General features: G+C 71.8%; 23 protein-coding genes. 9 read left to right on the top strand and 14 right to left on the bottom strand.

Annotation, left to right across the window (positions count from 1 at the left end):
- Positions 1–17 precede the first annotated feature (17 nt).
- Together IR212_RS04070 and IR212_RS04065 are read right to left on the bottom strand one after the other, a co-directional pair.
- Complete coding sequence (locus tag IR212_RS04070) at positions 18–1499, bottom strand: NAD-dependent succinate-semialdehyde dehydrogenase (RefSeq protein WP_194397710.1); 1482 nt, start codon at positions 1497–1499, stop codon at positions 18–20.
- Between the two features lie 144 nt (positions 1500–1643).
- Positions 1644–3557 (bottom strand): FAD-binding monooxygenase, encoded by a 1914-nt coding sequence (locus IR212_RS04065; protein ID WP_194397709.1) that lies wholly within the window; start codon positions 3555–3557, stop codon positions 1644–1646.
- 132 nt (positions 3558–3689) lie between these two features.
- On the opposite strand from IR212_RS04065, the gene IR212_RS04060 reads away from it, so the two are divergent.
- Positions 3690–4403 (top strand): IclR family transcriptional regulator, encoded by a 714-nt coding sequence (locus tag IR212_RS04060; RefSeq protein ID WP_194397708.1) that lies wholly within the window; start codon positions 3690–3692, stop codon positions 4401–4403.
- Positions 4404–4412: 9 nt separating this feature from the next.
- On the opposite strand, the gene IR212_RS04055 is transcribed toward IR212_RS04060, so the two are convergent.
- Complete coding sequence (locus IR212_RS04055; protein WP_194397707.1) at positions 4413–4721, bottom strand: hypothetical protein; 309 nt, start codon at positions 4719–4721, stop codon at positions 4413–4415.
- 137 nt (positions 4722–4858) lie between these two features.
- Between IR212_RS04055 and IR212_RS04050 the strand changes: the two genes are divergently transcribed.
- A complete protein-coding gene (locus IR212_RS04050; RefSeq protein WP_194397706.1) occupies positions 4859–6529 on the top strand; it encodes a thiamine pyrophosphate-binding protein in 1671 nt (556 codons plus the stop codon).
- A gap of 16 nt (positions 6530–6545) precedes the next feature.
- On the opposite strand, the gene IR212_RS04045 is transcribed toward IR212_RS04050, so the two are convergent.
- The 10 genes from IR212_RS04045 to IR212_RS04000 form a co-directional block, all read right to left on the bottom strand.
- On the bottom strand, positions 6546–7307 hold the full coding sequence (locus IR212_RS04045) for an enoyl-CoA hydratase/isomerase family protein (protein WP_194397705.1): 762 nt from the start codon (positions 7305–7307) through the stop codon (positions 6546–6548).
- A gap of 10 nt (positions 7308–7317) precedes the next feature.
- Positions 7318–8460 carry a 1,2-phenylacetyl-CoA epoxidase subunit PaaE gene (paaE, locus tag IR212_RS04040; RefSeq protein ID WP_420488632.1) on the bottom strand — a complete coding sequence of 381 codons (1143 nt, stop codon included), beginning with the start codon at positions 8458–8460 and terminating at the stop codon, positions 7318–7320.
- Between the two features lie 71 nt (positions 8461–8531).
- Positions 8532–9038 carry a 1,2-phenylacetyl-CoA epoxidase subunit PaaD gene (gene paaD / locus IR212_RS04035; RefSeq protein WP_194398512.1) on the bottom strand — a complete coding sequence of 169 codons (507 nt, stop codon included), beginning with the start codon at positions 9036–9038 and terminating at the stop codon, positions 8532–8534.
- Between the two features lie 92 nt (positions 9039–9130).
- Positions 9131–9958, bottom strand: coding sequence for a 1,2-phenylacetyl-CoA epoxidase subunit PaaC (gene paaC, locus IR212_RS04030; RefSeq protein ID WP_194397703.1), 828 nt, complete (start codon positions 9956–9958; stop codon positions 9131–9133).
- Positions 9955–10278, bottom strand: coding sequence for a 1,2-phenylacetyl-CoA epoxidase subunit PaaB (gene paaB / locus IR212_RS04025; RefSeq protein ID WP_194397702.1), 324 nt, complete (start codon positions 10276–10278; stop codon positions 9955–9957). The genes paaC and paaB overlap by 4 nt, the downstream gene beginning before the upstream one ends.
- Positions 10278–11249, bottom strand: coding sequence for a 1,2-phenylacetyl-CoA epoxidase subunit PaaA (paaA, locus tag IR212_RS04020; RefSeq protein ID WP_420488613.1), 972 nt, complete (start codon positions 11247–11249; stop codon positions 10278–10280). The genes paaB and paaA overlap by 1 nt, the downstream gene beginning before the upstream one ends.
- Before the next feature lie 66 nt (positions 11250–11315).
- Positions 11316–11747, bottom strand: a complete 432-nt coding sequence (gene paaI, locus IR212_RS04015; protein ID WP_228479475.1) for a hydroxyphenylacetyl-CoA thioesterase PaaI — start codon at positions 11745–11747, stop codon at positions 11316–11318.
- On the bottom strand, positions 11744–13897 hold the full coding sequence (gene paaZ, locus IR212_RS04010) for a phenylacetic acid degradation bifunctional protein PaaZ (protein ID WP_194397701.1): 2154 nt from the start codon (positions 13895–13897) through the stop codon (positions 11744–11746). The genes paaI and paaZ overlap by 4 nt, the downstream gene beginning before the upstream one ends.
- Positions 13894–14751, bottom strand: coding sequence for a 3-hydroxyacyl-CoA dehydrogenase family protein (locus IR212_RS04005; protein ID WP_194397700.1), 858 nt, complete (start codon positions 14749–14751; stop codon positions 13894–13896). The genes paaZ and IR212_RS04005 overlap by 4 nt, the downstream gene beginning before the upstream one ends.
- Positions 14748–15485, bottom strand: a complete 738-nt coding sequence (locus IR212_RS04000; RefSeq protein WP_194397699.1) for an enoyl-CoA hydratase/isomerase family protein — start codon at positions 15483–15485, stop codon at positions 14748–14750. The genes IR212_RS04005 and IR212_RS04000 overlap by 4 nt, the downstream gene beginning before the upstream one ends.
- A 90-nt stretch (positions 15486–15575) precedes the next feature.
- Between IR212_RS04000 and IR212_RS03995 the strand changes: the two genes are divergently transcribed.
- Positions 15576–16184, top strand: a complete 609-nt coding sequence (locus tag IR212_RS03995) for a TetR/AcrR family transcriptional regulator (RefSeq protein WP_194397698.1) — start codon at positions 15576–15578, stop codon at positions 16182–16184.
- Between the two features lie 66 nt (positions 16185–16250).
- Here the strand turns inward: IR212_RS03995 and IR212_RS03990 are convergent, their stop codons facing one another.
- The gene (locus tag IR212_RS03990) at positions 16251–17633 is read right to left on the bottom strand and encodes an MFS transporter (RefSeq protein WP_194397697.1); all 1383 of its coding nucleotides are present in this window, start codon (positions 17631–17633) and stop codon (positions 16251–16253) included.
- 121 nt (positions 17634–17754) lie between these two features.
- Between IR212_RS03990 and IR212_RS03985 the strand changes: the two genes are divergently transcribed.
- The 6 genes from IR212_RS03985 to IR212_RS03960 all read left to right on the top strand — a co-directional run bounded on the left by IR212_RS03985 (position 17755) and on the right by IR212_RS03960 (position 24494).
- Positions 17755–19257 carry a fumarylacetoacetate hydrolase family protein gene (locus IR212_RS03985; protein ID WP_194397696.1) on the top strand — a complete coding sequence of 501 codons (1503 nt, stop codon included), beginning with the start codon at positions 17755–17757 and terminating at the stop codon, positions 19255–19257.
- The gene (locus IR212_RS03980; RefSeq protein ID WP_194397695.1) at positions 19254–19955 is read left to right on the top strand and encodes a GntR family transcriptional regulator; all 702 of its coding nucleotides are present in this window, start codon (positions 19254–19256) and stop codon (positions 19953–19955) included. The genes IR212_RS03985 and IR212_RS03980 overlap by 4 nt, the downstream gene beginning before the upstream one ends.
- A 54-nt stretch (positions 19956–20009) precedes the next feature.
- Entirely contained in the window at positions 20010–21608 is a 1599-nt protein-coding gene (hpaE, locus tag IR212_RS03975) for a 5-carboxymethyl-2-hydroxymuconate semialdehyde dehydrogenase (RefSeq protein WP_194397694.1), read from the top strand.
- Between the two features lie 114 nt (positions 21609–21722).
- Positions 21723–22889: a 3,4-dihydroxyphenylacetate 2,3-dioxygenase gene (gene hpaD / locus IR212_RS03970; RefSeq protein ID WP_194397693.1), complete on the top strand. Its 1167-nt coding sequence runs from the start codon at positions 21723–21725 to the stop codon at positions 22887–22889.
- A gap of 34 nt (positions 22890–22923) precedes the next feature.
- A complete protein-coding gene (locus IR212_RS03965; protein ID WP_194397692.1) occupies positions 22924–23709 on the top strand; it encodes a 2-keto-4-pentenoate hydratase in 786 nt (261 codons plus the stop codon).
- Entirely contained in the window at positions 23694–24494 is an 801-nt protein-coding gene (locus IR212_RS03960) for an HpcH/HpaI aldolase family protein (RefSeq protein ID WP_194397691.1), read from the top strand. Before IR212_RS03965 ends, IR212_RS03960 begins: the two co-directional genes overlap by 16 nt.
- The last annotated feature ends 30 nt before the right edge of the window (positions 24495–24524 follow it).

Raw genomic sequence — 24524 nt, 5'->3', positions numbered from 1 at the left:
TGTCCTGCGGCTGCGCGTCAGAAGGGATTCGGGGTCAGCGTGTACTTGGTCTGCAGGTACTCGTGGATGCCCTCGGCGCCGCCCTCGCGCCCCAGGCCCGACATCTTCCAGCCGCCGAACGGGGCGGCGGCGTTGGAGACGACGCCCACGTTCAGGCCCATCATGCCGGTCTCGAGGCGCTCGATCATGCGCTGGCCGCGGGCGAGGCTCTCGGTGAAGACGTACGAGACGAGGCCGTACTCCGTGTCGTTGGCGATGCGCACCGCGTCGTCCTCGGTGTCGAAGGGGATGATCGCGAGCACCGGTCCGAAGATCTCCTCGCGGAGGATGTCGGAGCCGGGCTGCACGTCGGTGACGACGGTGGGCTCGTAGAAGGTGCCGGGGCCCTCGACCTCCTTGCCGCCGGTGGCGACCTTCGCTCCGCGCTGGACGGCGTCCTGCACGAGCTGCGACGCCTTCGCCACGGCGCGGTCGTCGATGAGCGGTCCGATGGTGACGCCCTCCTCGGTCCCGCGTCCGACGGTGAAGCCCTTCACCCGCTCGGTGACCCGGCGGGCGAACTCGTCGGCGACCGAGCGGTGCACGATGAAGCGGTTGGCGGCCGTGCAGGCCTGGCCGATGTTGCGGAACTTGGCGAGCATCGCACCGTCGACCGCCTTGTCGAGGTCGGCGTCGTCGAACACCACGAACGGGGCGTTGCCGCCGAGTTCCATCGACGTGCGCAGCACGCCCTGCGCCGCCTGCTCCAGCAGGCGCTGGCCGACCTGCGTCGAGCCGGTGAACGACAGCTTCCGCAGCCGCGGGTCGCGGATGATCGGCTCCGACACCGCACCGGAGGTCGAGGTGGTGAACACGTTGACCACGCCGGCGGGAACGCCGGCGTCCTCGAGCAGCTTCGCGAAGTACAGGGTGGTCAGGGGGGTCAGCTCGGCGGGCTTGATGACCACGGTGCACCCTGCGGCCAGCGCCGGCGCGATCTTGCGCGTCGCCATGGCCAGCGGGAAGTTCCACGGCGTGATGAGGAAGCACGGGCCGACCGGGTGCTGCGACACGATCATGCGGCCGGTGCCCTCCGGGTTAGCGCCGTACCGGCCCTGCACGCGGACGGTCTCCTCGCTGAACCAGCGCAGGAACTCGCCGCCGTAGGCCACCTCGCCGCGCGCCTCGGCCAGCGGCTTGCCCATCTCGACCGTCATGAGCAGCGCGAACTCCTCCTTGCGCTCCTGCAGCAGGTCGAACGCGCGCCGCAGGATCTCGGCGCGCTCGCGCGCAGGCGTCGCCGCCCACGCCGGGAAGGCGTCGACCGCGGCGTCCAGGGCCGCCTTGCCGTCCTCGGGTGACGCGCTCGCGATCTCCTTGACGACCTCGCCGTTGGAGGGGTCGTAGACCTTCAGCGTCTTGCCGCCGGTCGCCGCACGCCACTGGCCGCCGATGAACAGACCGTCGGGCACGGCCGCCAGCAGCTCGGACTCACGGGTTTCGGTGGTCGTCGTGGTCACGGGGACTCCCTCGTCGGTTTCGGATGCCGCCGCTCGCGGCACCCGCTGATTCGATGTCTACGGGTCATTGTGACCCGCCGCCGCCGGAGCGGCCGATATACGCGATGTACACCGGAGGCGATGGTTTCGCCGCCGCGGAGACCCTCAGCCCGGCACGACCGCGGGTTCGCGCTGCGACAGGAACGCACCCTCCAGGAATGAAGTCAGCTCGTCGGTCGCCGTGAGCGGGAAGATGCCCGCGACGTACTGGTCGGGCCGCACCACGACGACCACGCCGTCGCGCGAGAGCCCGCGCTCGGCGAAGATGTCGGCAGTCGTCCACGCGCTCGGCGCGGCGGCGTAGACCTTCTCCCAGTCGGTGAGGCCCAGCGGTCCGGTCTTCGGCAGGAAGAGCTCGGGCACGCGGGTGACGTCGACGTCCTCGTGCGCCTGCTGGTAGATCACCTTCACGTCGAACACCGCGTCGGCGTCCGCCGCCTCCGGGGTGAAGCGGGCGACCGGGGATCCGGGAGAGGCCATGAACGTCGCCCACTCCGACAGAGCGGATGCCTCGCCCGCCGGCTGTGCGTCGGCGAAGGCGTAGATCCGCCAGCGTCCGTCGGCCTTGGCGTGGTGGCCCAGGTGCACCGGGTTGCCGTCGCACACCCGGACCACCTCGACGGACTTGAAGCGCTTGCCCAGCGGGAAGCCCTCGGCCAGGCCCTGGTGGGAGGCATCCGTCACGATCATCGACGGGCCGTACTGGGTCATGAACCCGGACGGGAACTCGGCGGTGCCGAGGTAGTAGTTCGCGAGCTCCTGGGGGTCGGAGATCTCCTCGGGCTTTCGCGCCATCAGCGTGGACCACTCCCGGTCGAAGTCGATGAGCTGCTGCGCGACCGGCTGACGCTCCGCCGAGTACGTCTCGAGCAGCGACGCGGGACTGAGCCCCGTGAGGACGTGCCCCAGCTTCCAGCCGAGGTTGAAGCCGTCCTGCATCGAGACGTTCATGCCCTGGCCGGCCTTGGCGCTGTGGGTGTGGCACGCGTCTCCGGTGAGGAACACCCGCGGGGCGTGGCCCTGGTCGACGTCGACGTCGTCGAACTTGTCGGTGACGCGATGGCCGACCTCGTACACGCTGTGCCACGCGACCTGCTTCACGTCGATCGCGTAGGGGTGGAGGATCTCGTTGGCGCGGCGGATGATCTCTTCGATCGGCGTCCGGCGCACCCGGTGGTCGTCGTCGGCGGCCACCTCGCCGAGGTCGATGTACATGCGGCTGAGGTAGCCGCCCTCGCGGGGGATGTGGAGGATGTTGCCGGCGGTCGAGTTGATCGCGCACTTGGTGCGCCAGTCGGGGAAGTCGGTGTTGACCAGGACGTCCATGACGCCCCAGGCGTGCGCCGCGAACTGCCCGACGTGCTTGCGGCCGATGGCCTCGCGCACGCCGCTGCGGGCGCCGTCGGAGCCGACGACGTACTTGGCGCGCACGGTGCGCTCCTCTCCGGCGCGGGGTCCCGCGACGTGACGCAGCCGCACCTCGACGGGGTGATCGCCCCCGGGGTGCACGGTGAGGCCGACGAACTCGATCCCGTAGTCGGGCACGATGCGCCCCGGGCCCTTCGCGGCGGCGTCGGCGAAGTAGTCCAGCACGCGCGCCTGGTTCACGATCAGGTGCGGGAACTCGCTGATCTTGAAGGCGTAGTCCTCGGTGCGCGCGGTGCGGACGATGTTGCGCGGGTTCTCGGGGTCGGGGCCCCAGAAGTTCATGTAGGCGATGTTGTACGCCTCGGCGATGATCGCCTCGGCGAAGCCGAAGGCCTGGAAGGTCTCGACGCTCCGTGGCTGGATGCCGTCCGCCTGCCCGAGCACGAGGCGCCCGTCGCGCCGCTCGACGATGCGGGTGGTGACGCCGGGGAACTGGGACATCTGGGCAGCCAGGAGCATGCCGGCCGGGCCGGAGCCGACGATGAGCACGTCCATCTCGTCGGGGAGCTCGGCCGGTCGGTCGATGCCGGTGCCGGCGGCGTCCTGCACGCGGGGATCGCCCGAGACGTAGCCGTGGTGGTGGAACTGCATCGTGTCCTCCTCGGACGACGGTGTCGAGGGCTTGTGGGCCGGAGGGGTGTGTTCTATATTCGAACACACCGTTCTACTATTGAACAGATCGTATACGACCCGCCGCGTCGCGGCAAGAGCGCGAGACCAGAGATGCCCCCTTCGCCCGCCACCGCCGCGCCGGCGTCGCAGACGCTCAGTCGCGGCATCCGGATCCTCGAAGTCCTCGCCGACGCGCGCGGCCCCCTCACGATCGACGAGATCGCGCGCCGCCTCGACGTGCACCGCTCGGTCGCCTACCGGCTGCTGCGCACCCTCGAGGATCACGGGCTCACAGAGCGCGACTCGGCGGGCCGGGTCGAGCTCGGCGCGCGCATGGCCGCCCTCGCCGCCGGCGTCGCCCACGACCTGCAGGCGGAGGCCCTCCCCGAGCTCACTGCGGTCGCCGGGGACCTGGGCGTGACGTGCTTCCTCGCGGTGCTCGACCACGACGAGTGCGTGACGCTGTCCAGCGTCGAGCCGCGTCATGCGGTGAACCCGGTCGCCCAGCGTCCGGGGACGAGACATCCGGTCACGCGCGGGGCCCCCGGCAAGGCGATCCTGTCGCTGATGCCCGAGACTTCCTGGCCGGCCGACGTCGGCGAGCAGCTGGCGCACGAGATCCGGGATGCCGCCACCCGCGGCTACGCGACAAGCCACGACGAGGTCATCCCGAGCCTGCGGGCGGTGGCCGTTCCGCTCCGCGTGCGCGGCCGCGGTCCCGCGGCGATCGCGGTGGTGTTCGTGGCCAGCGCGCACGGCGACGCCGAGATCGCCGCGCGCCTGGCGGTGTCTGCCGCGGCGATCCGCGAGGCACTCGGGGGCTGAGTCGTCCGCTCAGGCAGTCGTCGGGAACTCCGTGACGAAGCGGATGTTGTACTCGGCGACGCGCTGCGGAACACCGGCGAACGCCTCGGCGCGCGGCTCCGACGCCATGTAGTCCTTCTCGAGGGACAGGAAGGCGTCCTCGTCGCCCGGCGCGCTGACCGCCCACACGAACTCGTTCGTCTCGGGCAGACCGTAGGCGAATTCGATGGTGAAGCCGGCGGCCGGCCGCACCTTCGGCATCCACGTGCCCCACCAGGAGACGAACGCGTCGTACTCCCCCTCGACGAGCGTGTACCGGCGCAGCTGGATCGTCTTCATCCCTCCATCTTGGCGGACGTCCTATACTCGTGACGTCCGGAGGGAACGTCCCGCCGGTGCTCGAAAAATGGGCACGCAGCGCGCACGCGCGAGACACATACGGCCTCGACATCCGTTCCGTCTCGAAAGGCTCCGCCATGCCCGCGGTCTCTGCGACCACCTCCGTCTCCGCCCACGTCGCCCTCACCCTGGCCCGGCACATCGACCACGTCTTCGGCGTGATGGGCAACGGCAACGCCTACTTCCTCGACGCGCTCGAGAGCTCGACCGACGTGCACTTCACCGCCGTGCGGCACGAGGCGGGCGGCGTCGTCGCCGCGGACGCGTACCACCGCGCCTCCGGACGTCTCGCCGCCGCGACCGCCACCTACGGCGCCGGCTTCACCAACACGCTCACCGCCCTGGCCGAGGCGGTGCAGGCGCACGTGCCGCTCGTGCTCGTCGTCGGCGACGAGCCGACCTCGGGTCCGCGGCCGTGGGACGTCGACCAGATCGCGCTCGCGTCGGCGGTGGGCGCCCGCACCTACACCGTGGGGCGCGCGGATGCCGCGGCCACGACCGTCATCGCGATCGAGCACGCGCTCACCTACCGGGTGCCGACGGTGCTGGCGATCCCGTACGACGTGGCCGCGCGCGACGCCGGGCCGGTGCCGGAGGCGCCGGAGCCGCGGCTGCCCGGGCCGCTCGTGCCCACCGGGCCGTTCGCCGAGGGCGCGGTCGACGGGCTCGTCGGGGCGCTCGCCACGGCGCAGCGCCCGTTCCTGCTCGCCGGCCGCGGCGCCTGGATCTCGGGCGCCGGTTCCGCGCTCGGCGACATCGCCGACGCGGTCGGCGCCGTGACGGCCTCCACCGCGCTGGGCCGCGGCGTCTTCCCGCGAAGCGAGTTCGACCTGGGCGTCACCGGCGGCTTCGGCGCCGAGGGCGCCATGGAGCTGGTGCGTTCGGCCGATGTGGCCGTCGCGTTCGGGGCGTCCCTCAACCAGTTCACGATGCGCTTCGGGGACCTGTTCGCCCCGGGGACCCGGGTGTTCCAGGTCGATGTCACCGCGGCGGCCACCCACCCGCACGTCGGCGGGTTCGTTCGTGGGGATGCCGCCGTCGTGGCGCGTGCCGTCGCCGAGGGTCTTCGCGCGCGCGGCGCGGCTTCGAGCGGCTGGCGCGAGTCGATCGACGTGGCGGCGCTGCGGGCCTACGAGCCCGGCGAGCGCGTCGCCCCCGACGGGCGCCTGGACCCCCGCGCCGTGGCCGCCCGCATCGGAGCGCTCCTCCCCGAAGACCGGGTGGTCGTCTCGGACGGCGGCCACTTCATCGGCTGGGCGAACATGTACTGGCCGGTCGCCTCCCCCGACCGCATGAGCATGGTCGGCACGGCGTTCCAGTCCATCGGCCTCGGCTGGCCCTCGGTGCCGGGCGCCGCGCTGGCGAAGCCGTCGGCGACGGTCGTGCTGACCACCGGCGACGGCGGCGGGCTCATGGCGCTCGCCGACCTCGAGAGTGCCGTGCGGGTGGCGGGCGGTCGCGGGCTCGCGGTCGTCTGGAACGACGCCGCCTACGGCGCCGAGGTGAACCTGTACGGGCTGAAGGGCCTCGCGAAGGAGCCGATGCTCATCCCCGAGGTCGACTTCGCCGCGCTCGCGTCCGGCGTGGGCGCGGAGGGCGTCGTCGTGCGTCGCCTCGAGGACCTGGACCGGCTCGCGACCTGGACGGCCGAGCCCGCGGCATCCCGTCCCTTCCTCGTGCTCGACTGCCGCATCTCGGGCGCGGTCGTCGCGCCGTATCAGCAGGAGATCATCCGCGTGAACTCGTGACCCGGCCGGGGACGCGTCACTCGCCGGTGAAGTCCGGCTTGCGCTTCTGCTGGAAGGCGGCGAAGCCCTCGCGGTAGTCGGCGGTGGTGCGCAGCGCCTCCTGGCTGCGTGCCTCTTCGGCCACGGCATCCCACAGTCGCTCTCCGCGCAGACGCGCGATCAGGCGCTTGGAGGCCACGAAAGCCGCCGTAGGGCCGGTGGCGGCCACCGTGGCGCGCTGCAGGGTGAAGTCGAACACCTCCTCGACCGGCATCGCCCGGCTGAACAGCCCCGCCGCGACCGCTTCCGCCCCGGTCATCAGCTCGCCGGTGTAGATGAGGTCGAGGGCACGGTGCGCGCCGAGCCGCTCGTACAGGAGGGCGTGGCCGCCGGAGTCGAGCATGGCGCCGAGGCTCGCGAACGGTGAGCCGATCTTGGCGTCGTCGGCGACGTAGACGACGTCGGTCGCGATCGCGAGGCCGAGCCCCACCCCGAGGCATGCGCCGTGGACGGCGGCGAAGGTGGGCGCCGGGAAGGCGGCGATGCGCCGCATGAGGGTCTCCACACCGGCGAGGTACTGCGGCACGTCGTCGGTGACCGGGTCGACGCCGGCGATGTCGCGGCCCGCGCAGAACGCGCGCCCCTCGCTGCGCAGGACGAGAGCACGGACGCCGGCCTCCTCGGCGCTGCGGTACGCGGCATCCATCTCTCCCAGCGCCCGCAGGGAGAGCGCGTTGAGCTTCTCCGGCGCGTTGAGGACGACTTCGGCGACATCGCCGGTGATGGACAGTTCGATCATGCGTTCCTCCTCAGACGTCGTAGTCGACGACGACGGTATCGGTCGTCGGGTGTGATTGGCAGGTGAGCACGTAGCCGCGCTCGAGCTCATCGGGCTCGAGGGCGTAGTTCTCGGTCATGGTGACGGAGCCTTCGACAAGCCGCGCGCGGCACGTGCCGCACACACCCCCCGCGCACGCGAACGGCACGTCCGGCCGCACCCGCAGCGCGGCGTTGAGGATCGACTCCCGGGCAGCGACGGGGCTGTCGACGGACTGGGACTGGCCGTCGAGCGTGAACTCGATGCGCCGCACCGGCTCGTCGGCGGCCACGGCGACCGGACGCCCGGCGGACGGCTCGGCACGCTCCCCCTCGCCGGTCGTGAAGAGCTCGTAGCGCACGTGCGCCGGGTCGACGCCGATGTCGGCGAGGGTGTCGCGGCACAGCTGCACGAGCTCGAACGGACCGCACAGGAACCATTCGTCGACGGTGTCGGGCAGCACCAGCTCGCCGAGTATGCGCCGCAGGCGCGGCTCGTCGATGCGTCCCGACAGCAGCGGCGCCGTGCGCTGCTCGCGCGAGAGCACGTGGTGAAGCGCCAGACGCGTGGGGTAGCGGTCCTTGAGGTCGGACAGCTCGTCGAGGAACATGACATCCAGGCTCGACCGGTTGGTGTACACGAGCGTGAACCGCGACGTGGCGGAGCGCGCGAGGACCGTCGCGGCCAGCGCCATCAGCGGCGTGATGCCCGAGCCGGCGGCGATCCCCGCCACGTGCGCGTCGTCGAGGTCCGCCAGCTTCGAGGTGAAGGTGCCCTGCGGGCTCATGACGTCGATCCGGTCCCCGACGCGCAGCTCCGTCTGCGCCCACGTCGAGAACCGCCCGCCCGAGTCGCGCTTGATGGCGACGCTGATGGTGCGAGGGCCGTCTCCCCCACCCCCGGAGTCCGCGGCCCGGCACAGCGAGTACGACCGGCGCAGCTCGTGGCCGTCGATCACCTTGCGCAGCGCCACGTGCTGCCCGGCGAGGTAGTCGAAGTCGCCGCGCGCCTCCTCGGGGATGGCGAAGGTCACCTCGACCGAGGCATCCGTCAACGGCCGCACGGCGGCGACCCGGAGGGTGTGGAACCGCGCGCGGTGCTTCGCCCCGCGTGGCCCGCCCACGGCGGTCGTCAGCAGGGTCTCGGCGATGCGCTCGCGCTCGGCGTCCTCGGGTCCCGCCGCATGCCGGGAGTCGCCGCGGCGCATCAGTGCGCCTTGAAGTGGTCGAAGGGCTCGAGGCACGCGCGGCACTCGTAGAGCGCCTTGCAGGAGGTCGACCCGAATCGGGCGACCTCGCGGGTGTCGAGGGATCCGCACTGCGGGCACCGCACCGACAGCGGCACCGGGATCGGGCCGCGCACCGCCGCCCGGCCGGTGGGCGGGGCGATGCCGTAGTCGACGAGCTTGCGCTTGCCGGCATCCGTCATCCAGTCCGTGGTCCAGGCGGGCGCCAGCACGAGGCGCACGTCGACCTGGTCGAAGCCGGCAGCGGTCAGCGCGAGCACGACGTCGTCGCGGATGGCGTCCATCGCCGGGCATCCCGAATAGGTCGGCGTGATGGTGACGGTCACGCGACCGCCCTCGACCGCGACGTCGCGCAGCACGCCGAGGTCCTCGATCGTGAGCACCGGCACCTCGGGATCGGGGACGGATGCCGCCACCGCCCACGCCCGCCGGGCTTCGGTGTTCAGAGTCGGCGGTGCGGGATTCAGTCCAGAGGCCGCACGCGGGCCGGAAGAACTGCAGGAATCCGCGGACCCGGGCGTCGCGGGCGGCGCGGGGACTGAATCGTGAACGGCCGGCCTCACCACGTCGCCCCCGGGTGCTGACGGGCGAGCACCTGCATCTCGGCCAGCAGGTAGCCGAGCGTCGGGAAGTGGGAGCCGCGGCGACCGCCGGCCGACGACACCGGACCGGCGGGCACGTCCAGCTCGGCCTCGGCGAGCACCGCGGCGATGACGCCGTCGAACCCGGCCCGCAGCGCCGAGGGCCGCACCGCGACGCCCTCCAGGCGGTCGATCAGCGGCTCGTCGCGGAACAGCTCTCCGACGTACGGCCAGACGTCGCCGAGAGCCCGCACCATGCGGCTGCGGGACTCGTCGGTGCCGCCCGCCAGCCGCAGCGTCCACTGCACGGCGTGGTCGCGGTGGTACTCGACCTCCTTCACCGCCTTCGCGGCGACGGCGGCGAAGGTCGGGTCGGACGACCGCTGCAGAGCGGTGTAGAGCTCGAAGAGGTAGACGGATGCCGCGAGCTGGCGTGCGATCGTCTGTGCGAAGTCGCCGTTGGGCTGCTGGAAGAGCCACGCGCAGCGGAACTCGGGCTCGTCGCGCCAGTATGCGAGGTCGTCCTCGGAGCGCCCGTCGTACGTGCCGGCGTAGTGCAGCAGCGACCGGGCGTGACCGAGCAGGTCCAGCGCGATGTTCGCGAGCGCGACGTCCTCCTCCAGCTCCGGCGCGCGCGCGATCCACGCGCCGAGCTGCTGGGAGAGGATCAGCGCGTCGTCGCCGAGCCACAGCGCGTATTCGGCGACGTCGGCGGTCGCGGCGTGCCCGTCGGCGCCGGCGAGCTCGGCCGACAGCTCGACCCGCTCGACGGTGACGTCGCCGTGCGCTTCGGTGATCCCGGTCACAGGTGCGGCACCCCCTCGGACGCCGTGTAGTACGTGGCGTGGCGGTAGTTCTTGCCGGCCGGGCTCTCGAAGAACGCGCCCTTCGCGTCGGGGTCGCTCGTGCTGATGGCCTCGGCGGGAACCACCCAGATCGAGGTGCCCTCGCCCCGGCGGGTGTAAAGGTCGCGGGCGTTGCGCAGCGCCAGTGCCGCGTCCGGCGCGTGCAGCGAGCCCGCGTGCACGTGCGACAGGCCGCGTCCGGCGCGCACGAACACCTCCCAGAGCGGCCAGGTCTCGCGGCGCTCGGTCGAGGAGTCGGTCGATCCGCCCGGAGTGGTCATCACGCCACCGCCTTCCCCGCGCCCTGCAGCTGCTGCTTGCGGGCGTACTCGGCCGCCGCCTCGCGTACCCACGCGCCGTCCTCGTGCGCCGTGCGCCGGTTGCGGATGCGCTCGGCGTTCATCGCGCCCCGCCCGGCGATGACCTCCTGCAGCTCGGTCCAGTCGATCTCGCTCGTGTGCCAGCGCTGGGCGTCCTCGTCCCAGCGCAGCTGGGGATCGGGCAGCGTCACCCCCAGCACCTCGGCCTGGGGCACCAGCATCCCGATGAACCGCTGCCGCAGCTCGTCGTTCGAGAAGCGCTTGATCTTCCACGCCATCGACTGCGCCGAGTTCGGCGACGCGTCGTCGGGCGGGCCGAACATCATCAGCGACGGCCAGTACCAGCGGTCGACGGCATCCTGCGCCATCTTCCGCTGTGCGGGCGTGCCCTGCATGAGGGTCAGCAGGATCTCGAAGCCCTGCCGCTGGTGGAACGACTCCTCCTTGCAGATGCGCACCATCGCCCGGCCGTAGGGGCCGTACGAGGCGCGGCACAGCGGCACCTGGTTGCAGATCGCGGCGCCGTCGACGAGCCACCCGATCGCGCCCATGTCGGCCCACGTCGGGGTGGGGTAGTTGAAGATCGACGAGTACTTCGCGCGGCCCTCGATGAGCTGCTCGGTCATCTCGTCGCGGGTGATGCCGAGGGTCTGCGCGGCGGAGTAGAGGTACAGCCCGTGCCCGGCCTCGTCCTGCACCTTGGCCATCAGGATCGCCTTGCGCTTGAGGCTTGGCGCCCGCGTGATCCAGTTGCCCTCCGGCTGCATGCCGATGATCTCGGAGTGCGCGTGCTGCGAGATCTGGCGGATCAGCGTCCGGCGGTACGCCTCGGGCATCCAGTCGCGGGGTTCGATGCGCGAGTCCGCCTCGATGATCGCGTCGAAGGCGGCCTGCCCGGCCGCCTCGTCGATCAGCACATCGGTCGTCATCATCGACTCCTCATTTACAGACCGTTCGTTCAGTAAAGTGTATACGGCGACGGATGCCGCGACAACGGCTCACACCGAGTCGTCAGGGTGCGCCCGCCGCGTGGTGAACGACCGCCCGCGGAACTCGGCGACGACATCGCCCGTCTCGTCGGTGACCGTCACGTCGTAGACGCCGCTTCTGCCGGTGAGCACCCGGCGCCGTGCGTGCGCGGTGAGCGTCTGCCCGGCGTGCGTCGCCTTGAGGAACGAGATGTCGGCGCCGGCGGCGACCGTCACCTCGGAGTCCTCGTTGCAGGCCATCGCGAACGCCGTGTCGGCGAGCGCGAACACCATCCCACCGTGCGTGATGGCGAATCCGTTCGTCATGTCGTCGCGCACCCGCATCGACACGATCGCCTCGCCCGGCCCGTCGCGCTCGACGACCATGCCGAGCGCCGCCGATGCGCGGTCGCGCCGCAGCATCGGCCGCTGCCCGGCGAAGTGCTCGGCGGGGTCGGTCACGCGTCCACCCTGGCGGGCGCGGAAGGGACGGCGGAGGCCGCGGCTGACGCCGCCTGCTCCGCGGTCTTCGCGACGAGCGTCAGCACGTCGTAGGTCGCCACGATGTCGTCGTCCTGGTTGAGGATCACCGCGTCCCACCGCACCTCGCCGTACTCGTCCGTCTCGCGCGGCGTGATCTGCTTCGCCGTGAGCACCACGCGGATCTCGTCGCCCGGCGACACCGGCGTGACGAACCGCAGGTTCTCCAAGCCGTAGTTGGCGAGCACCGGGCCCGGCTCGGGGTCGACGAACAGGCCCGCCGCCCACGACACCAGCAGGTAGCCGTGCGCAACACGCCCGGGGAAGAACGGGTTGGCCGCTGCGGCCGCCTCGTCCATGTGGGCGTAGAACAGGTCGCCGGTGAAGTTCGCGAACGTCTCGATGTCGTCGAGCGTGACCGGGCGGGTGGGCGAGGCGATCTGGTCGCCGATCGCGAGCTCGGCCAGCGACTTGCGGAACGGGTGCGTGTCGGAGCGGGATGCCGCGCCCTGGTGCCACACGCCGGTGAGGGCGGTCAGCATCGCGGGCGACCCCTGCACCGCGGTGCGCTGCATGTGGTGGAGGACGGCGCGGATGCCGCCGAGCTCCTCGCCGCCGCCCGCGCGGCCGGGTCCGCCGTGCACGAGGTGCGGCACCGGCGCGCCGTGGCCGGTGGACGAGCGGGCATCGTCGCGGTCGAGGAACAGCAGGCGCCCGTTGTAGGCGGCGGTGCGCGCGAGGAGCGTGGTCGCCACCGCCGGATCCGAGGTCGCGACGCTGGTGACGAGCGACCCGCCGCCGCGGCCCACGAGGTCGGCAGCCTCCTCCACCGTGCGGTACGCCAGCAAGCTCGCGACGGGCCCGAAGGCCTCCACGTCGTGCACGGCATCCGGCAGCGCCGCGGGGTCGCCGTCGAAGCCGACGAGGATCGGCGCGACGAACGCTCCCTCGGGTGCCGGCCCGATCGAGCCGTCCGCGCGCGTGACGTCCGGGGCATCCGTCGTCCCCAGCAGGAGCCGTCCGCCCGCCGCCTGCAGCTCGCCGACCGCCCGCAGCACCTCGTCGCGCTGTGCGCGCGAGACGACGGGACCCATGGTGACGCCGTCGGCGCGGGGGTCGCCGACCACGACGCGCTCGGCGATCTTGCCCCGCAGCGCCTCGATCAGCGGCTCGACCGCCGCCTCGGGCACGATGGCGCGGCGGATCGCGGTGCACTTCTGCCCGGCCTTGGTCGTCAGCTCCACCATGAGCTGCTTGACGTACGCGTCGAACTCGGGAGTCCCCGGCACGGCGTCGGGGCCGAGCACCGAGGCGTTGATCGAGTCGGTCTCGCGGGTGAAGCGCACGCCGGGCGCCGCCTGTGTCCGCAGGCGCTCCGCCGTCGCGGCGCTGCCGGTGAAGCCGACGAGGTCGCCGAGCCCGAGGTGGTCGAAGAGCCCGGGAACGGCGCCGCTCACCAGCTGCAGCGATCCGGCCGGAAGCCGGCCGGTGTCGACCAGGATCCGCACCCAGGCCTCGGCGACGTACGCCGTCGGCGTCGCGGGCTTCACGATCGTCGGCACGCCCGCGAGGAACGCCGGGGCGAACTTCTCCAGCGCCCCCCACATCGGGAAGTTGAAGGCGTTGATCTGGACCGCGACACCGGGCAGGCGCGTGTACACGTGGCGGCCGAGGAACGAGCCGTCCTTCGACAGCGGCTCGACGGGTCCGTCGAGGTACACCTGGGCGTTGGGCAGCTCGCGGCGGCCCTTCGACGAGTACGTGAAGAGCACGCCGATGCCGCCGTCGACGTCGCTGAGCGAGTCGCGCACGGTCGCGCCGGCGCGCTTGGACAGCTCGTACAGCTCCTCCTTGCGGCCGGTGAGTGCGAGGGCGAACTCCTTCAGCAGCAGCGCGCGCTGGTGGAAGGTCAACGCGCCGAGGCTCGCCTGCCCGGTCGTGCGCGCGTAGGCGATGGCGCCGGCGAGGTCGACCCCGGCCGTGCTCACGCGGGTGACCACCTCACCGGTGGACGCATCGAGCACGTCCGTCGCGTCGCCGTCCGCACCCTCGCCCTGTCCGAGCGCGGGTGTCCACCACCGGTCGCACAGGTAGCTGGGGAGGATGCCGACCTCGGTCTGATCGCTGGTCACTGGTCACTCCATTCGTAGAAGCCGCGGCCGGTCTTGCGGCCGAGATGTCCGTCGGCGACGAGGCGCCGCAGCAGGTCGGGGGGCGCGAAGCGGTCGCCGAGCTTCGCGTGGAGCTCCTCGGCGATGCCGAGGCGCACGTCGAGGCCGACGAGGTCGGTGGTGCGCAGCGGGCCGAGCGGATGCCGGTACCCGAGCTCCATCGCCGCGTCGATGTCGGCCGCCGAGGCGACGCCCTCCTCCAGCATCCGGATCGCCTCGAGCCCCAGCGCGACCCCGAGCCGGCTCGACGCGAAGCCGGGGCTGTCGCGCACGACGATCGGCGTCTTGCCGAGGGCCTGCGCCCAGCGCCGGGCGTCGTCGACGAGCGCCGTGTCGGTCGCGGATCCGGTCACCACCTCGACGAGCTGCGAGGCGGGCACGGGGTTGAAGAAGTGCAGGCCCAGGAAGCGAGCCGGGCGGGCCAGCCCGGTCGCGAGGTCGTCGATGGGGATCGACGACGTGTTCGTGGCGAGAGCGGCCTCGGGAGCGAGCACGCGCTCGGTCCGGCCGAGTGCCTCGATCTTCAGGGCGCGATCCTCCGGCACGGCTTCGATCACAAGCCCGCAGCCGGCGAGGGACGAGGCATCCGTCGTCGCCGTCACCGCCCCCGCGAGCTCGTCGATCCCCCGCTGCGTCGTGCCGCGTTCGACGCTGCGCCGCAGGCTCTCCAGGAGGCGGGCGGATGCCGCGGCCGCGGCATCCGCGTCCCGCTCGACGACGGTCACCGCGGCGCCGGCCAGCGCGAACGCGTGGGCGATGCCCGCCCCCATGCGGCCCCCGCCGATCACGCCGACCCGCCCGGGCACCCCGGTCATCGCGCGCGCCTCTCGAGGAACGCGGTCATGCGCCGCTCCTTCTCGGGGCTCTCGAAGAGGTGCGCCTGCAGCTCGAGCTCGACCTCGGGGTGCGCTGCGGGCGGCGCGAGCAGCGCCGTCTTGGTGTGCCGCGTCGCGGTGGGATCGTTGCGGGCGATCCGGTCGGCGACCGCCTCGGCGGCGGCGAGGAGGTCGTCCGGCTCGACCAGCGACGACACGAGGCCCCAGGCGACGGCGGTGTCGGCCTCCAGGATCCGGCCTGTCAGCAGCATCTCGGCCGCGCGGGCCTCGCCGACCAGCTGCGGCAGCCGCCACGTCGCCCCCGCCGCGGCGATGATGCCGAGCCCCGTCTCGGGGTTGCCGATCCGCAGCCGCGGGGTGCCGATGCGGATGTCGGCGGCGTAGGCGAGCTCGGCTCCGCCGCCGAGGGCGTAGCCGTCGATCGCGGCGATGACCGGCATCGGGAGGTGGCGGATGCGCTGGAACGCCCGGGTGTTGATGCCCTTGCGCGCGTCGGCGGCCCGGCGCTCCCGCAGCTGTGCGATGTCGGCGCCGGACGCGAACACGCCGTCGGACCCGATGAGGATCAGCGTGCGGGGCTCCCGCTCGAGCTCACCGCAGAGCTCGTGCAGGCGGTCGATCATGTCCTGGTCGATCGCGTTGCGCACCTCGGGCCGCGACAGGGTGGCGATCACGCGGTCGGCGCGGCGCTGGAGCTGCAGCGGCTCTGGCATCGGCATCCTCTCGATCCGCTCCGTCGCGGACACCTCGATAATACGTGACCGATCGTTCAGTAATGAAGCCCGCCGTGCCACACTGGGCACATGACCGCGATCGCCGAGCCCCCGCCCGCGCGGCGGGGGCGACCGGGATACGACCGCGACCAGGTGCTGGAGGTCGCGGTGCGGCTCTTCAACGAGCAGGGCTACGACGCGACGTCGGTCGCCGACCTCGCCGGGCGCCTGGGGCTGACCAAGTCGGCGCTGTACCACCACTTCGCCTCCAAGGAGCAGCTGCTCTCGCTCGCACTGGATGAGGCGCTCGACGGGCTGGAGGGCGTGCTCGATGAGCCGGCCGCCGCGACCGGCGAACCGGCGGAGCGACTGGCGGCGGTGCTGCGCGGCGCGGTGCGGGTGCTCGTCGACAGACTCCCGTACGTCACATTGCTGCTGCGCGTGCGCGGCAACAGCGCCGTCGAGCGGGCGGCGCTCGAGCGCCGCCGGACGTTCGACCACCGCGTGGCCGCGCTCGTGAGCGAGGCGCAGCGCTCGGGCCGGATCCGCGCCGACGTCGACGGGGCCGTGGCGACCCGCCTGGTGTTCGGCATGGTCAACTCGATCGTCGAGTGGTACCGCCCCGACGGGGCCGTCGATCGCGAGCGCCTCGCGCACGACGTGGTCGCGGTGGCGCTCGACGGCATGCGCACCCGCTGACGGACGACGGATGCCGCGACCCGGCGCCCGCGAAGGGATCGGGTCGCGGCATCCGTCGCCGTCGGGTCAGGCCCGCGACAGGCCGTAGATCGGGCTCTTCGCCTGCTCAGCCTCGTGGTCGGGTCCGAGCGGGATGCCGGAGCGGTCGCGGAGGAGCAGCGTCGCGATGAGGCCGATGACCGTCATTCCGGCCAGGTACCACGTCACCGCCACGGTGGAGCCGGTCGCCTGGACCAGCGCCTGGGCGATCGTCGGCGCGAACGCGCCGCCCACGATGGCGCCGATCGCATATGAGATCGACACCCCGGAGAACCGGATCGAGGCGGGGAACAGCTCGCTGTAGAGGGCCGCCTGCGGGCCGTAGGTGAAGCCGAGGCCGATGGTGAGGATCGCCAGGCCGAGGAACAGCAGGCCGACGTCGGCGGAGTTGACCAGCGGGAAGAGCAGGAACACGCCGACCAGCTGCAGGATCCAGCCGATGATGTACGTCGTGCGGCGGCCGATCCTGTCGCTGATCCAGCCGGCCACGAAGGTGGCGACGAGCCACGTGACGGCCGAGCCCGTCACCGCCCACAGCACGGGGGCGGTGGGAAGCGACACCGGTCCTTCGGGGTCGGTCGCGTAGCGCTGGATGTAGCCGCCCGTGGTCATGTAGCCGACCGCGTTGTTGCCGGCGAACACGAGCGCGGCGATGATCACGAGCAGCGTGTGCTTCTTGAACAGCTGCACGATCGGCATGCGCGCCTTCTCCTTGCGCTCGGCGAGCTCGGCGAAGACCGGGCTCTCCTCGACGCGGCGGCGGACGTAGTAGCCCACGAGGATCAGCACCACGCTGAGCAGGAACGGGATGCGCCAGCCGAACTCCTTGAACCACTCGTCACCCGGGATCGCGACCAGCGCCATGATGCCCGAGGCCAGCAGCAGACCGATGGGCACGCCGACCTGCGGCGAGGCCCCGAAGATGCCGCGCCGGGTCTTGGGGGCGTGCTCGACGGCCATCAGCACCGCGCCGCCCCACTCGCCGCCGGCGGAGATGCCCTGCAGCACGCGCAGCAGGATGAGCAGGATCGGAGCGGCGATGCCGATCGCGGCGTACGTCGGCAGCAGGCCGACGAGCGTCGTCGCCGCGCCCATCAGGATCAGCGTCCACATCAGCACGACCTTGCGGCCGTACTTGTCGCCGAAGTGGCCGGCCAGGAACGCACCCAGCGGACGGAACAGGAAGCTGATGCCGACGGTGATGAACGAGAGGATCTGCGCGAAGCCCTCGCCGGCGGGGGCGAAGAACAGCTCGGCGAACACGAGGCCGGCCGCGAACGCGTAGATGAAGAAGTCGTACCACTCGACGGTCGTGCCGACGACCGTCGCGAAGACGACCCGGCGTCGATCGGCCGGAGAGGCGATCGTGCCGGTCGGGGTGAAACCCTGCGGGGTTCTCGATGAGCTCATGGGGACTCCTGTGTCGGGGCTGACGTCGTCGTCACCGGCGAACAACGGGTGGTTGCCGGATGCGGATTGATCATATACGATTTCGGATACGACGCAACAGTCCCGTTGAGTGAGGGAGCTCATGGCAGAGATCACCGAAGCGGCAGCCCCGCAGCCCGCGGCGCTTCCCACCCGCCCCGGCAAGATCGTGGCCATCCACCTCAGCTACGCGTCGCGTGCGGATCAGCGCGGGCGCCGGCCGCAGCATCCGTCGTACTTCTTCAAGCCGTCGAGCTCCCTCGCCGCGTCCGGCCAAACCATCGAGCGGCCGGCGGGCACCGAGCTGCTGGCGTTCGAGGGCGAGATCGCGCTCGTGATCGGCGCGCCGGCGCGCCGGGTCCCGCTCGCGGAGGCGTGGGACCACGTGGCCTTCGTCACCGCCGCGAACGACTTCGGGCTGTACGACCTGCGCGCGAACGACAAGGGCTCCAATGTCCGCTCGAAGGGCGGCGACGGGTACACGCCCATCGGACCCTCGCTCATCGACGCGCGCAGCATCCGGCCGGGCGACCTCCGCGTGCGCACCTGGCTCAACGGCGTCGTGGCGCAGGACGACACGGCCGCCGGCATGATCTTCCCGCTCGAGCAGCTCGTGGCCGACCTGTCGCAGCACTTCACCCTCGAGACCGGCGACGTGATCCTCACCGGCACCCCCGCCGGCTCGTCGGTCGCGGTTCCGGGTGACGTGGTCGAGGTCGAGGTGGACGTGCCGGGCGGACCGTCGACGGGCCGTCTGGTCACCACGGTCACCCAGGGCGATGCGCCCTTCGATCCCGAGCTCGGCTCGCTGCCCGCCGCCGACGACCTCCAGCGCACCGAGGCCTGGGGATCTCGCGAGGCCGCCGGCCTGCCCCCCGAGCCCGGCCCCGCAGAGACGGCGGGCTCCCCCCTCTCCGCTGAGCTGCGCGCGAAGCTCGAGGCCGTGCCGGTCGCCGGGCTGTCGGCGCAGCTGCGCAAGCGCGGCATGGAGAACGTCCACATCGACGGTGTGCGACCGCTGCACCCCGACGCCAAGCTCGTCGGCACCGCGCGGACCCTCCGCTTCGTCCCCCACCGCGAGGACCTGTTCGCCTCCCATGGCGGCGGATACAACGCGCAGAAGCGCACGTTCGACGCTGTCGGCGAGGGCGAGGTCGTGGTGATCGAGGCGCGCGGCGAGACGGGGTCGGGCACGCTCGGCGACGTGCTCGCGATCCGCGCGCACGCGCGGGGCGCCGCCGGGATCGTCACCGACGGAGGGGTGAGGGATGCCGCGGCCGTCGCCGCCGTCGGCATCCCGGTATACACCTCCGGCGCCCACCCGGCCGTCCTCGGCCGCAAGCACGTGCCGTGGGACCACGACGTCACCGTCGCCTGCGGCGGCGCGACCGTCCAGCCGGGCGACGTCATCGTCGGCGACGCCGACGGGGTGATCGTCATCCCGCCGGGTCTGGTCGAAGAGGTCGTCGACGCAGCGCTCGCGCAGGAGGCGGAGGACGCCTGGATCGCCGAGCGCGTCGCGGAGGGGCATCCGGTCGACGGCCTGTTCCCGATGAACGCGCAGTGGCGCGCCCGCTACGAGGCGGAGAGGGGCCAGGGGCGATGACCGAGCTCGACACGGGCCTGGACGCCCCCACCCAGAGCAAGTCGCAGCGCGCCTACCACTGGATCAAGGAGCGCATCGCCAACCAGGAGTTCACCCCCGGGTACCGCCTGGTGCTCGGCTCGATCGCCGGCGACCTCGACATGAGCGTGGTCCCGGTGCGCGAGGCGATCCGGCAGCTCGAGGCCGAGGGACTCGTGACGTTCGAGCGCAACGTCGGCGCGCGGGTGTCGATGGTCGACGACTCGCAGTACCGCCACAGCATGCAGGCGCTGTCGATCCTCGAGGGGACCGCCACCGCGCTCGCCGCCCGGCGCCTCACGGCCGACGACATCCGCAACGCCCGGCGCATCAACGAGCTCATGATCGAGACCCTCGAGCACTTCGACCCGCGCGCGTTCACCGCGCTCAACCAGGAGTTCCACGCGACGCTCTACGAGAAGTGCGCGAACCCCCGCATGCTCGAACTCGTTCGCGCCGAGTGGGCGCGCCTCGGCCACCTGCGCGACTCGACCTTCAGCTTCGTGCCCGGGCGCGCCCAGGAGTCGGTGCGCGAGCACGAGAGCATCGTTCAGCTCATCGAGACCGGGGCTCCCCTCGGCGAGATCGAAAAGGCCGCCCGGCGCCACCGGTCGGCCACGCTCGACGCCTACATGATCCACGAGCACCCGGACGAGGCGCTCGGCCTCCCCGCGTTCTGACACCACGACGGCGCCCGACCCGCACCGTCACGAATCTCCGACGAAGGAGCGACCATGACCGACACCCAGACCATCCGCGCGACCCGTCATGTCCCCGAGGACCTGCCGTCGCGCATCCGGCACTACATCGACGGCGAGTTCGTGGACTCGCAGGACGGCGACACGTTCGACGTGCTCGACCCGGTGACGAACGAGACCTACGTGCAGGCCGCCGCCGGCAAGAAGGCCGACATCGACCGGGCCGTCGCCGCCGCCCGGCGCGCGTTCACCGACGGGCCCTGGCCGCGGATGCTGCCGCGCGAGCGCTCGCGCGTGCTGCACCGCATCGCCGACATCGTCGAGTCGCGCGACGCGCGCCTCGCCGAGCTGGAGTCCTTCGACTCGGGGCTGCCGATCACGCAGGCGCTCGGGCAGGCGCGACGGGCGGCCGAGAACTTCCGGTTCTTCGCCGACCTGATCGTCGCCCAGGCCGACGACGCGTACAAGGTTCCCGGCCGCCAGATGAACTACGTCAACCGAAAGCCCATCGGTGTGGCCGGACTCATCACCCCGTGGAACACGCCGTTCATGCTCGAGTCCTGGAAGCTCGGCCCCGCCCTCGCCACCGGCAACACCGTCGTCCTCAAGCCGGCCGAGTTCACGCCGCTCTCGGCGTCGCTGTGGGCCGGCATCTTCGAGGAGGCGGGCCTGCCGCAGGGTGTGTTCAACCTCGTGAACGGACTGGGTGAGGATGCCGGCGACGCGCTGGTGAAGCATCCGGATGTCCCCCTCATCTCGTTCACCGGCGAGAGCCGCACCGGGCAGATCATCTTCGGCAACGCCGCGCCGTTCCTGAAGGGCCTGTCGATGGAGCTCGGCGGCAAGAGCCCCGCGGTCGTCTTCGCCGACGCCGACCTGGAGGCCGCGATCGACGCGACGATCTTCGGCGTGTTCTCGCTGAACGGCGAGCGCTGCACGGCGGGCTCGCGCATCCTCGTGGAGCGTCCGATCTACGACGAGTTCGTGAAGCGCTACGCGGCGCAGGCGGAGCGCGTGGTCGTCGGCTACCCGCACGACCCTGCGACCGAGGTCGGCGCGCTCGTGCACCCCGAGCACTACGACAAGGTGATGAGCTACATCGAGATCGGCAAGGGCGAGGCGCGCCTCGTCGCCGGCGGCGGCCGCCCCGAGGGTTTCGACGAAGGCAACTTCGTGCGCCCGACGGTGTTCGCCGACGTCGCCCGGGACGCGCGGATCTTCCAGGAGGAGATCTTCGGCCCGGTCGTCGCCATCACGCCGTTCGATACCGACGAGGAGGCCCTCGAGCTGGCGAACGGCGTCCGCTACGGTCTCGCCGCGTACGTGTGGACGAACGACCTCAAGCGGGCGCACAACTTCTCGCAGGCCATCGAGGCGGGCATGGTGTGGCTGAACTCCAACAACGTGCGCGACCTCCGCACCCCGTTCGGCGGCGTCAAGGCGTCCGGCCTCGGTCACGAGGGCGGCTACCGCTCGATCGACTTCTACACCGACCAGCAGGCCGTGCACATCACGCTCGGCCCGGCTCACAACCCGACCTTCGGCAAGGCGGCCGCCCCGACCCGCTCGGCGACCGGCGACGCCGGGCAGGCCGACGCCGCGCAGGCCGACGCCGCAGAGAAGCTGCAGGCCTGAGCCGCGGCATCCGACTCACCCTTCACCCCACTCGCCAGAACACGCCGACCGGCATCCTCCCGCCCGGAGTGTCTTGGCGAGTGGCCGGAACCTCGAACAACGCAAGGACGCGAAATGACCCACCGTGACCAGATGACCCGCACCTCCTCCGGCTTCTTCGTGAGCCAGGAGGCGCCGATCCTCTCCGACAACCCGATCCCGACGCCCAGCGCGCCGGCACCCGACATCCTGCGCTGCGCGTACATGGAGCTCGTCGTCACCGACCTGGCGGCCTCCCGCGAGTTCTACGTCGACGTGCTCGGTCTGTACGTCACCGAGGAGGACGGCGAGGCGATCTACCTCCGCTCGACGGAGGAGTTCATCCACCACAACCTGGTGCTGCGCCAGGGGCCGGTGGCCGCCGTCGCCGCGTTCTCGTACCGGGTGCGCACGCCGGAGGACCTCGACAAGGCGGTGGCGTTCTACGAGGAGCTCGGCTGCCGCGTCGAGCGGCGAGCCGACGGCTTCGTCAAGGGCATCGGTGACGCGGTGCGCGTGACCGACCCGCTCGGCTTCCCGTACGAGTTCTTCTACCAGACCGAGCACGTCGAGCGCCTGTCGTGGCGCTACGACCTGCACACCCCCGGGGAGCTGGTGCGCCTGGACCACTTCAACCAGGTCACCCCCGACGTCCCGCGCGCGGTGAACTTCATGCAGTCGCTGGGCTTCCGCGTCACCGAGGACATCCAGGACGAGGAGGGCACCGTCTACGCCGCGTGGATGCGCCGCAAGCCCACCGTGCACGACACCGCCATGACCGGCGGTGACGGCCCGCGCATGCACCACGTCGCGTTCGCCACCCACGAGAAGCACAACATCCTCGCGATCTGCGACAAGCTCGGCGCGCTGCGGCGCTCCGACGCCATCGAGCGCGGACCCGGGCGCCACGGCGTGTCGAACGCGTTCTACCTGTACCTGCGCGACCCCGACGGCCACCGCGTCGAGATCTACACGCAGGACTACTACACCGGCGACCCCGACAACCCGGTGGTCACGTGGGACGTGCACGACAACCAGCGCCGCGACTGGTGGGGCAACCCCGTCGTGCCTTCCTGGTACACCGAGGCCTCGCTCGTGCTCGACCTGGACGGCAACCCGCAGCCCGTCGTCGCCCGCACCGACACGTCCGAGATGGCGGTCACGATCGGCGCCGACGGGTTCTCCTACACGCGCCCCGACGACGAGGCCGACCAGATGCCCAGCTGGAAGCAGGGCGAGTACAAGCTCGGCCACCAGCTGTGACTCATCTGCAGAACTCCCGATGAAAGGAGAGCGGATGCTGCCCCCGGAGACCATCGCGCAGATCGCGGCTGAGCTCGCCGAGGCCGACCGGACGCACGGGGTGATCCCGCGCATCACGGCGCGGTACCCGGACGCGACGGTGGAGGACTCCTACGCGATCCAGGGCGTCTGGCGCGACCACAACATCGCCGCGGGTCGGAAGCTGGTGGGCCGCAAGATCGGCCTCACGTCGAAGGCGATGCAGCAGGCGACGGGCATCACCGAGCCCGACTACGGCGTGATGTTCGACGACACGGTGTACGCGTCGGGCGCCGAGATCCCGGTCGACCTCTTCTCGAACGTGCGCATCGAGGTGGAGCTCGCCTTCGCGCTGAAGTCGCCGCTGGAAGGCCCGGACTGCACGCTCGAGGACGCGCTCGCCGCGATCGACTACGCGGTTCCCGCGCTCGAGGTGCTGAACTCGCACATCGAGCTGGAGGGCCGCACCATCGTCGACACCATCGCCGACAACGCCGCCTACGGCGCCATGGTGCTCGGAACCGTCCGCAAGCGCCCCGACGAGATCGACCTGCGCTGGGTGCCCGGCGTGCTGAGCCGCAACGGCGAGATCGAGGAGACCGGGGTCGCTGCCGGCGTGCTCGGGCACCCCGCCACGGGTGTGGCGTGGCTTGCGAACAAGTTCCACCAGCACGGCGCGCGGCTCGAGGCGGGCGAGATCATCCTGGCGGGCTCGTTCACGCGCCCCATGTGGGTGTCGCGGGGCGATAGCGTCAGGTGCGACTACGGACCCATGGGAGTCATCGAATGCCGCTTCGTCTGAGCCCGACCTTCCGCGACGCGCTCGCGAGCGCCGACCGTCCGCTCGCGGGCATCTGGGTCTGCACCGGCTCGCCGCTGGTGGCCGAGATCTGCGCGGGGTCGGGCCTGGACTGGGTGCTCATCGACATGGAGCACTCACCCAACGGACTGGAATCGGTGCTCGCCCAGCTGCAGGCCGTCGCCGCCCACCCGGTCACCCCGGTCGTGCGCGTGCCGATCGGCGACGTCGTGACGATCAAGCAGGTGCTCGACCTCGGAGCCCAGAACCTCCTCGTGCCGATGGTGTCGTCGAAGGCGGATGCCGAGGCCGCCGTCGCCGCGGTCCGCTATCCCCCGCGGGGGAACCGCGGCGTGGGCTCGGCGCTCGCGCGGTCGGCGCGGTGGAACCGCGTCGACGGGTATCTCGAGAACGCCGATGAGCACGTCTCGCTGTTCGTGCAGATCGAGACGGCGGCGGGCGTCGACGCCGCCGACGAGATCGCGGCGGTCGACGGGGTGGACGGGGTCTTCGTGGGCCCGTCGGATCTCGCCGCGTCGATGGGCCTCCTCGGCCGGCAGACGCACCCCGACGTCGTGGCCGCCGTCCACCGGGCCTTCGCGGCCGTGCGTGCGGCGGGCAAGCCGGTGGGCGTCAATGCGTTCGACCCGCCCGCCGCCGAGGCGTACCGGAAGGAGGGGGCCTCCTTCCTCCTCGTCGGCGCCGACGTCGCGCTGCTGGCGCGCGGCTCGGAGGCGCTGGCGGCGCGGTGGGTCGAGGCATCCGACGCCGACCGCGCCTCGTACTGACCGAGCCCCGCGCGCTGTCAAGACGCACGA

Source organism: Microbacterium atlanticum, from assembly GCF_015277815.1.
Classification (GTDB): domain Bacteria; phylum Actinomycetota; class Actinomycetes; order Actinomycetales; family Microbacteriaceae; genus Microbacterium; species Microbacterium atlanticum.
The sequence above is the reverse complement of the archived record's forward strand: the minus strand, read 5'-3'. Positions and strand labels throughout refer to the sequence as shown.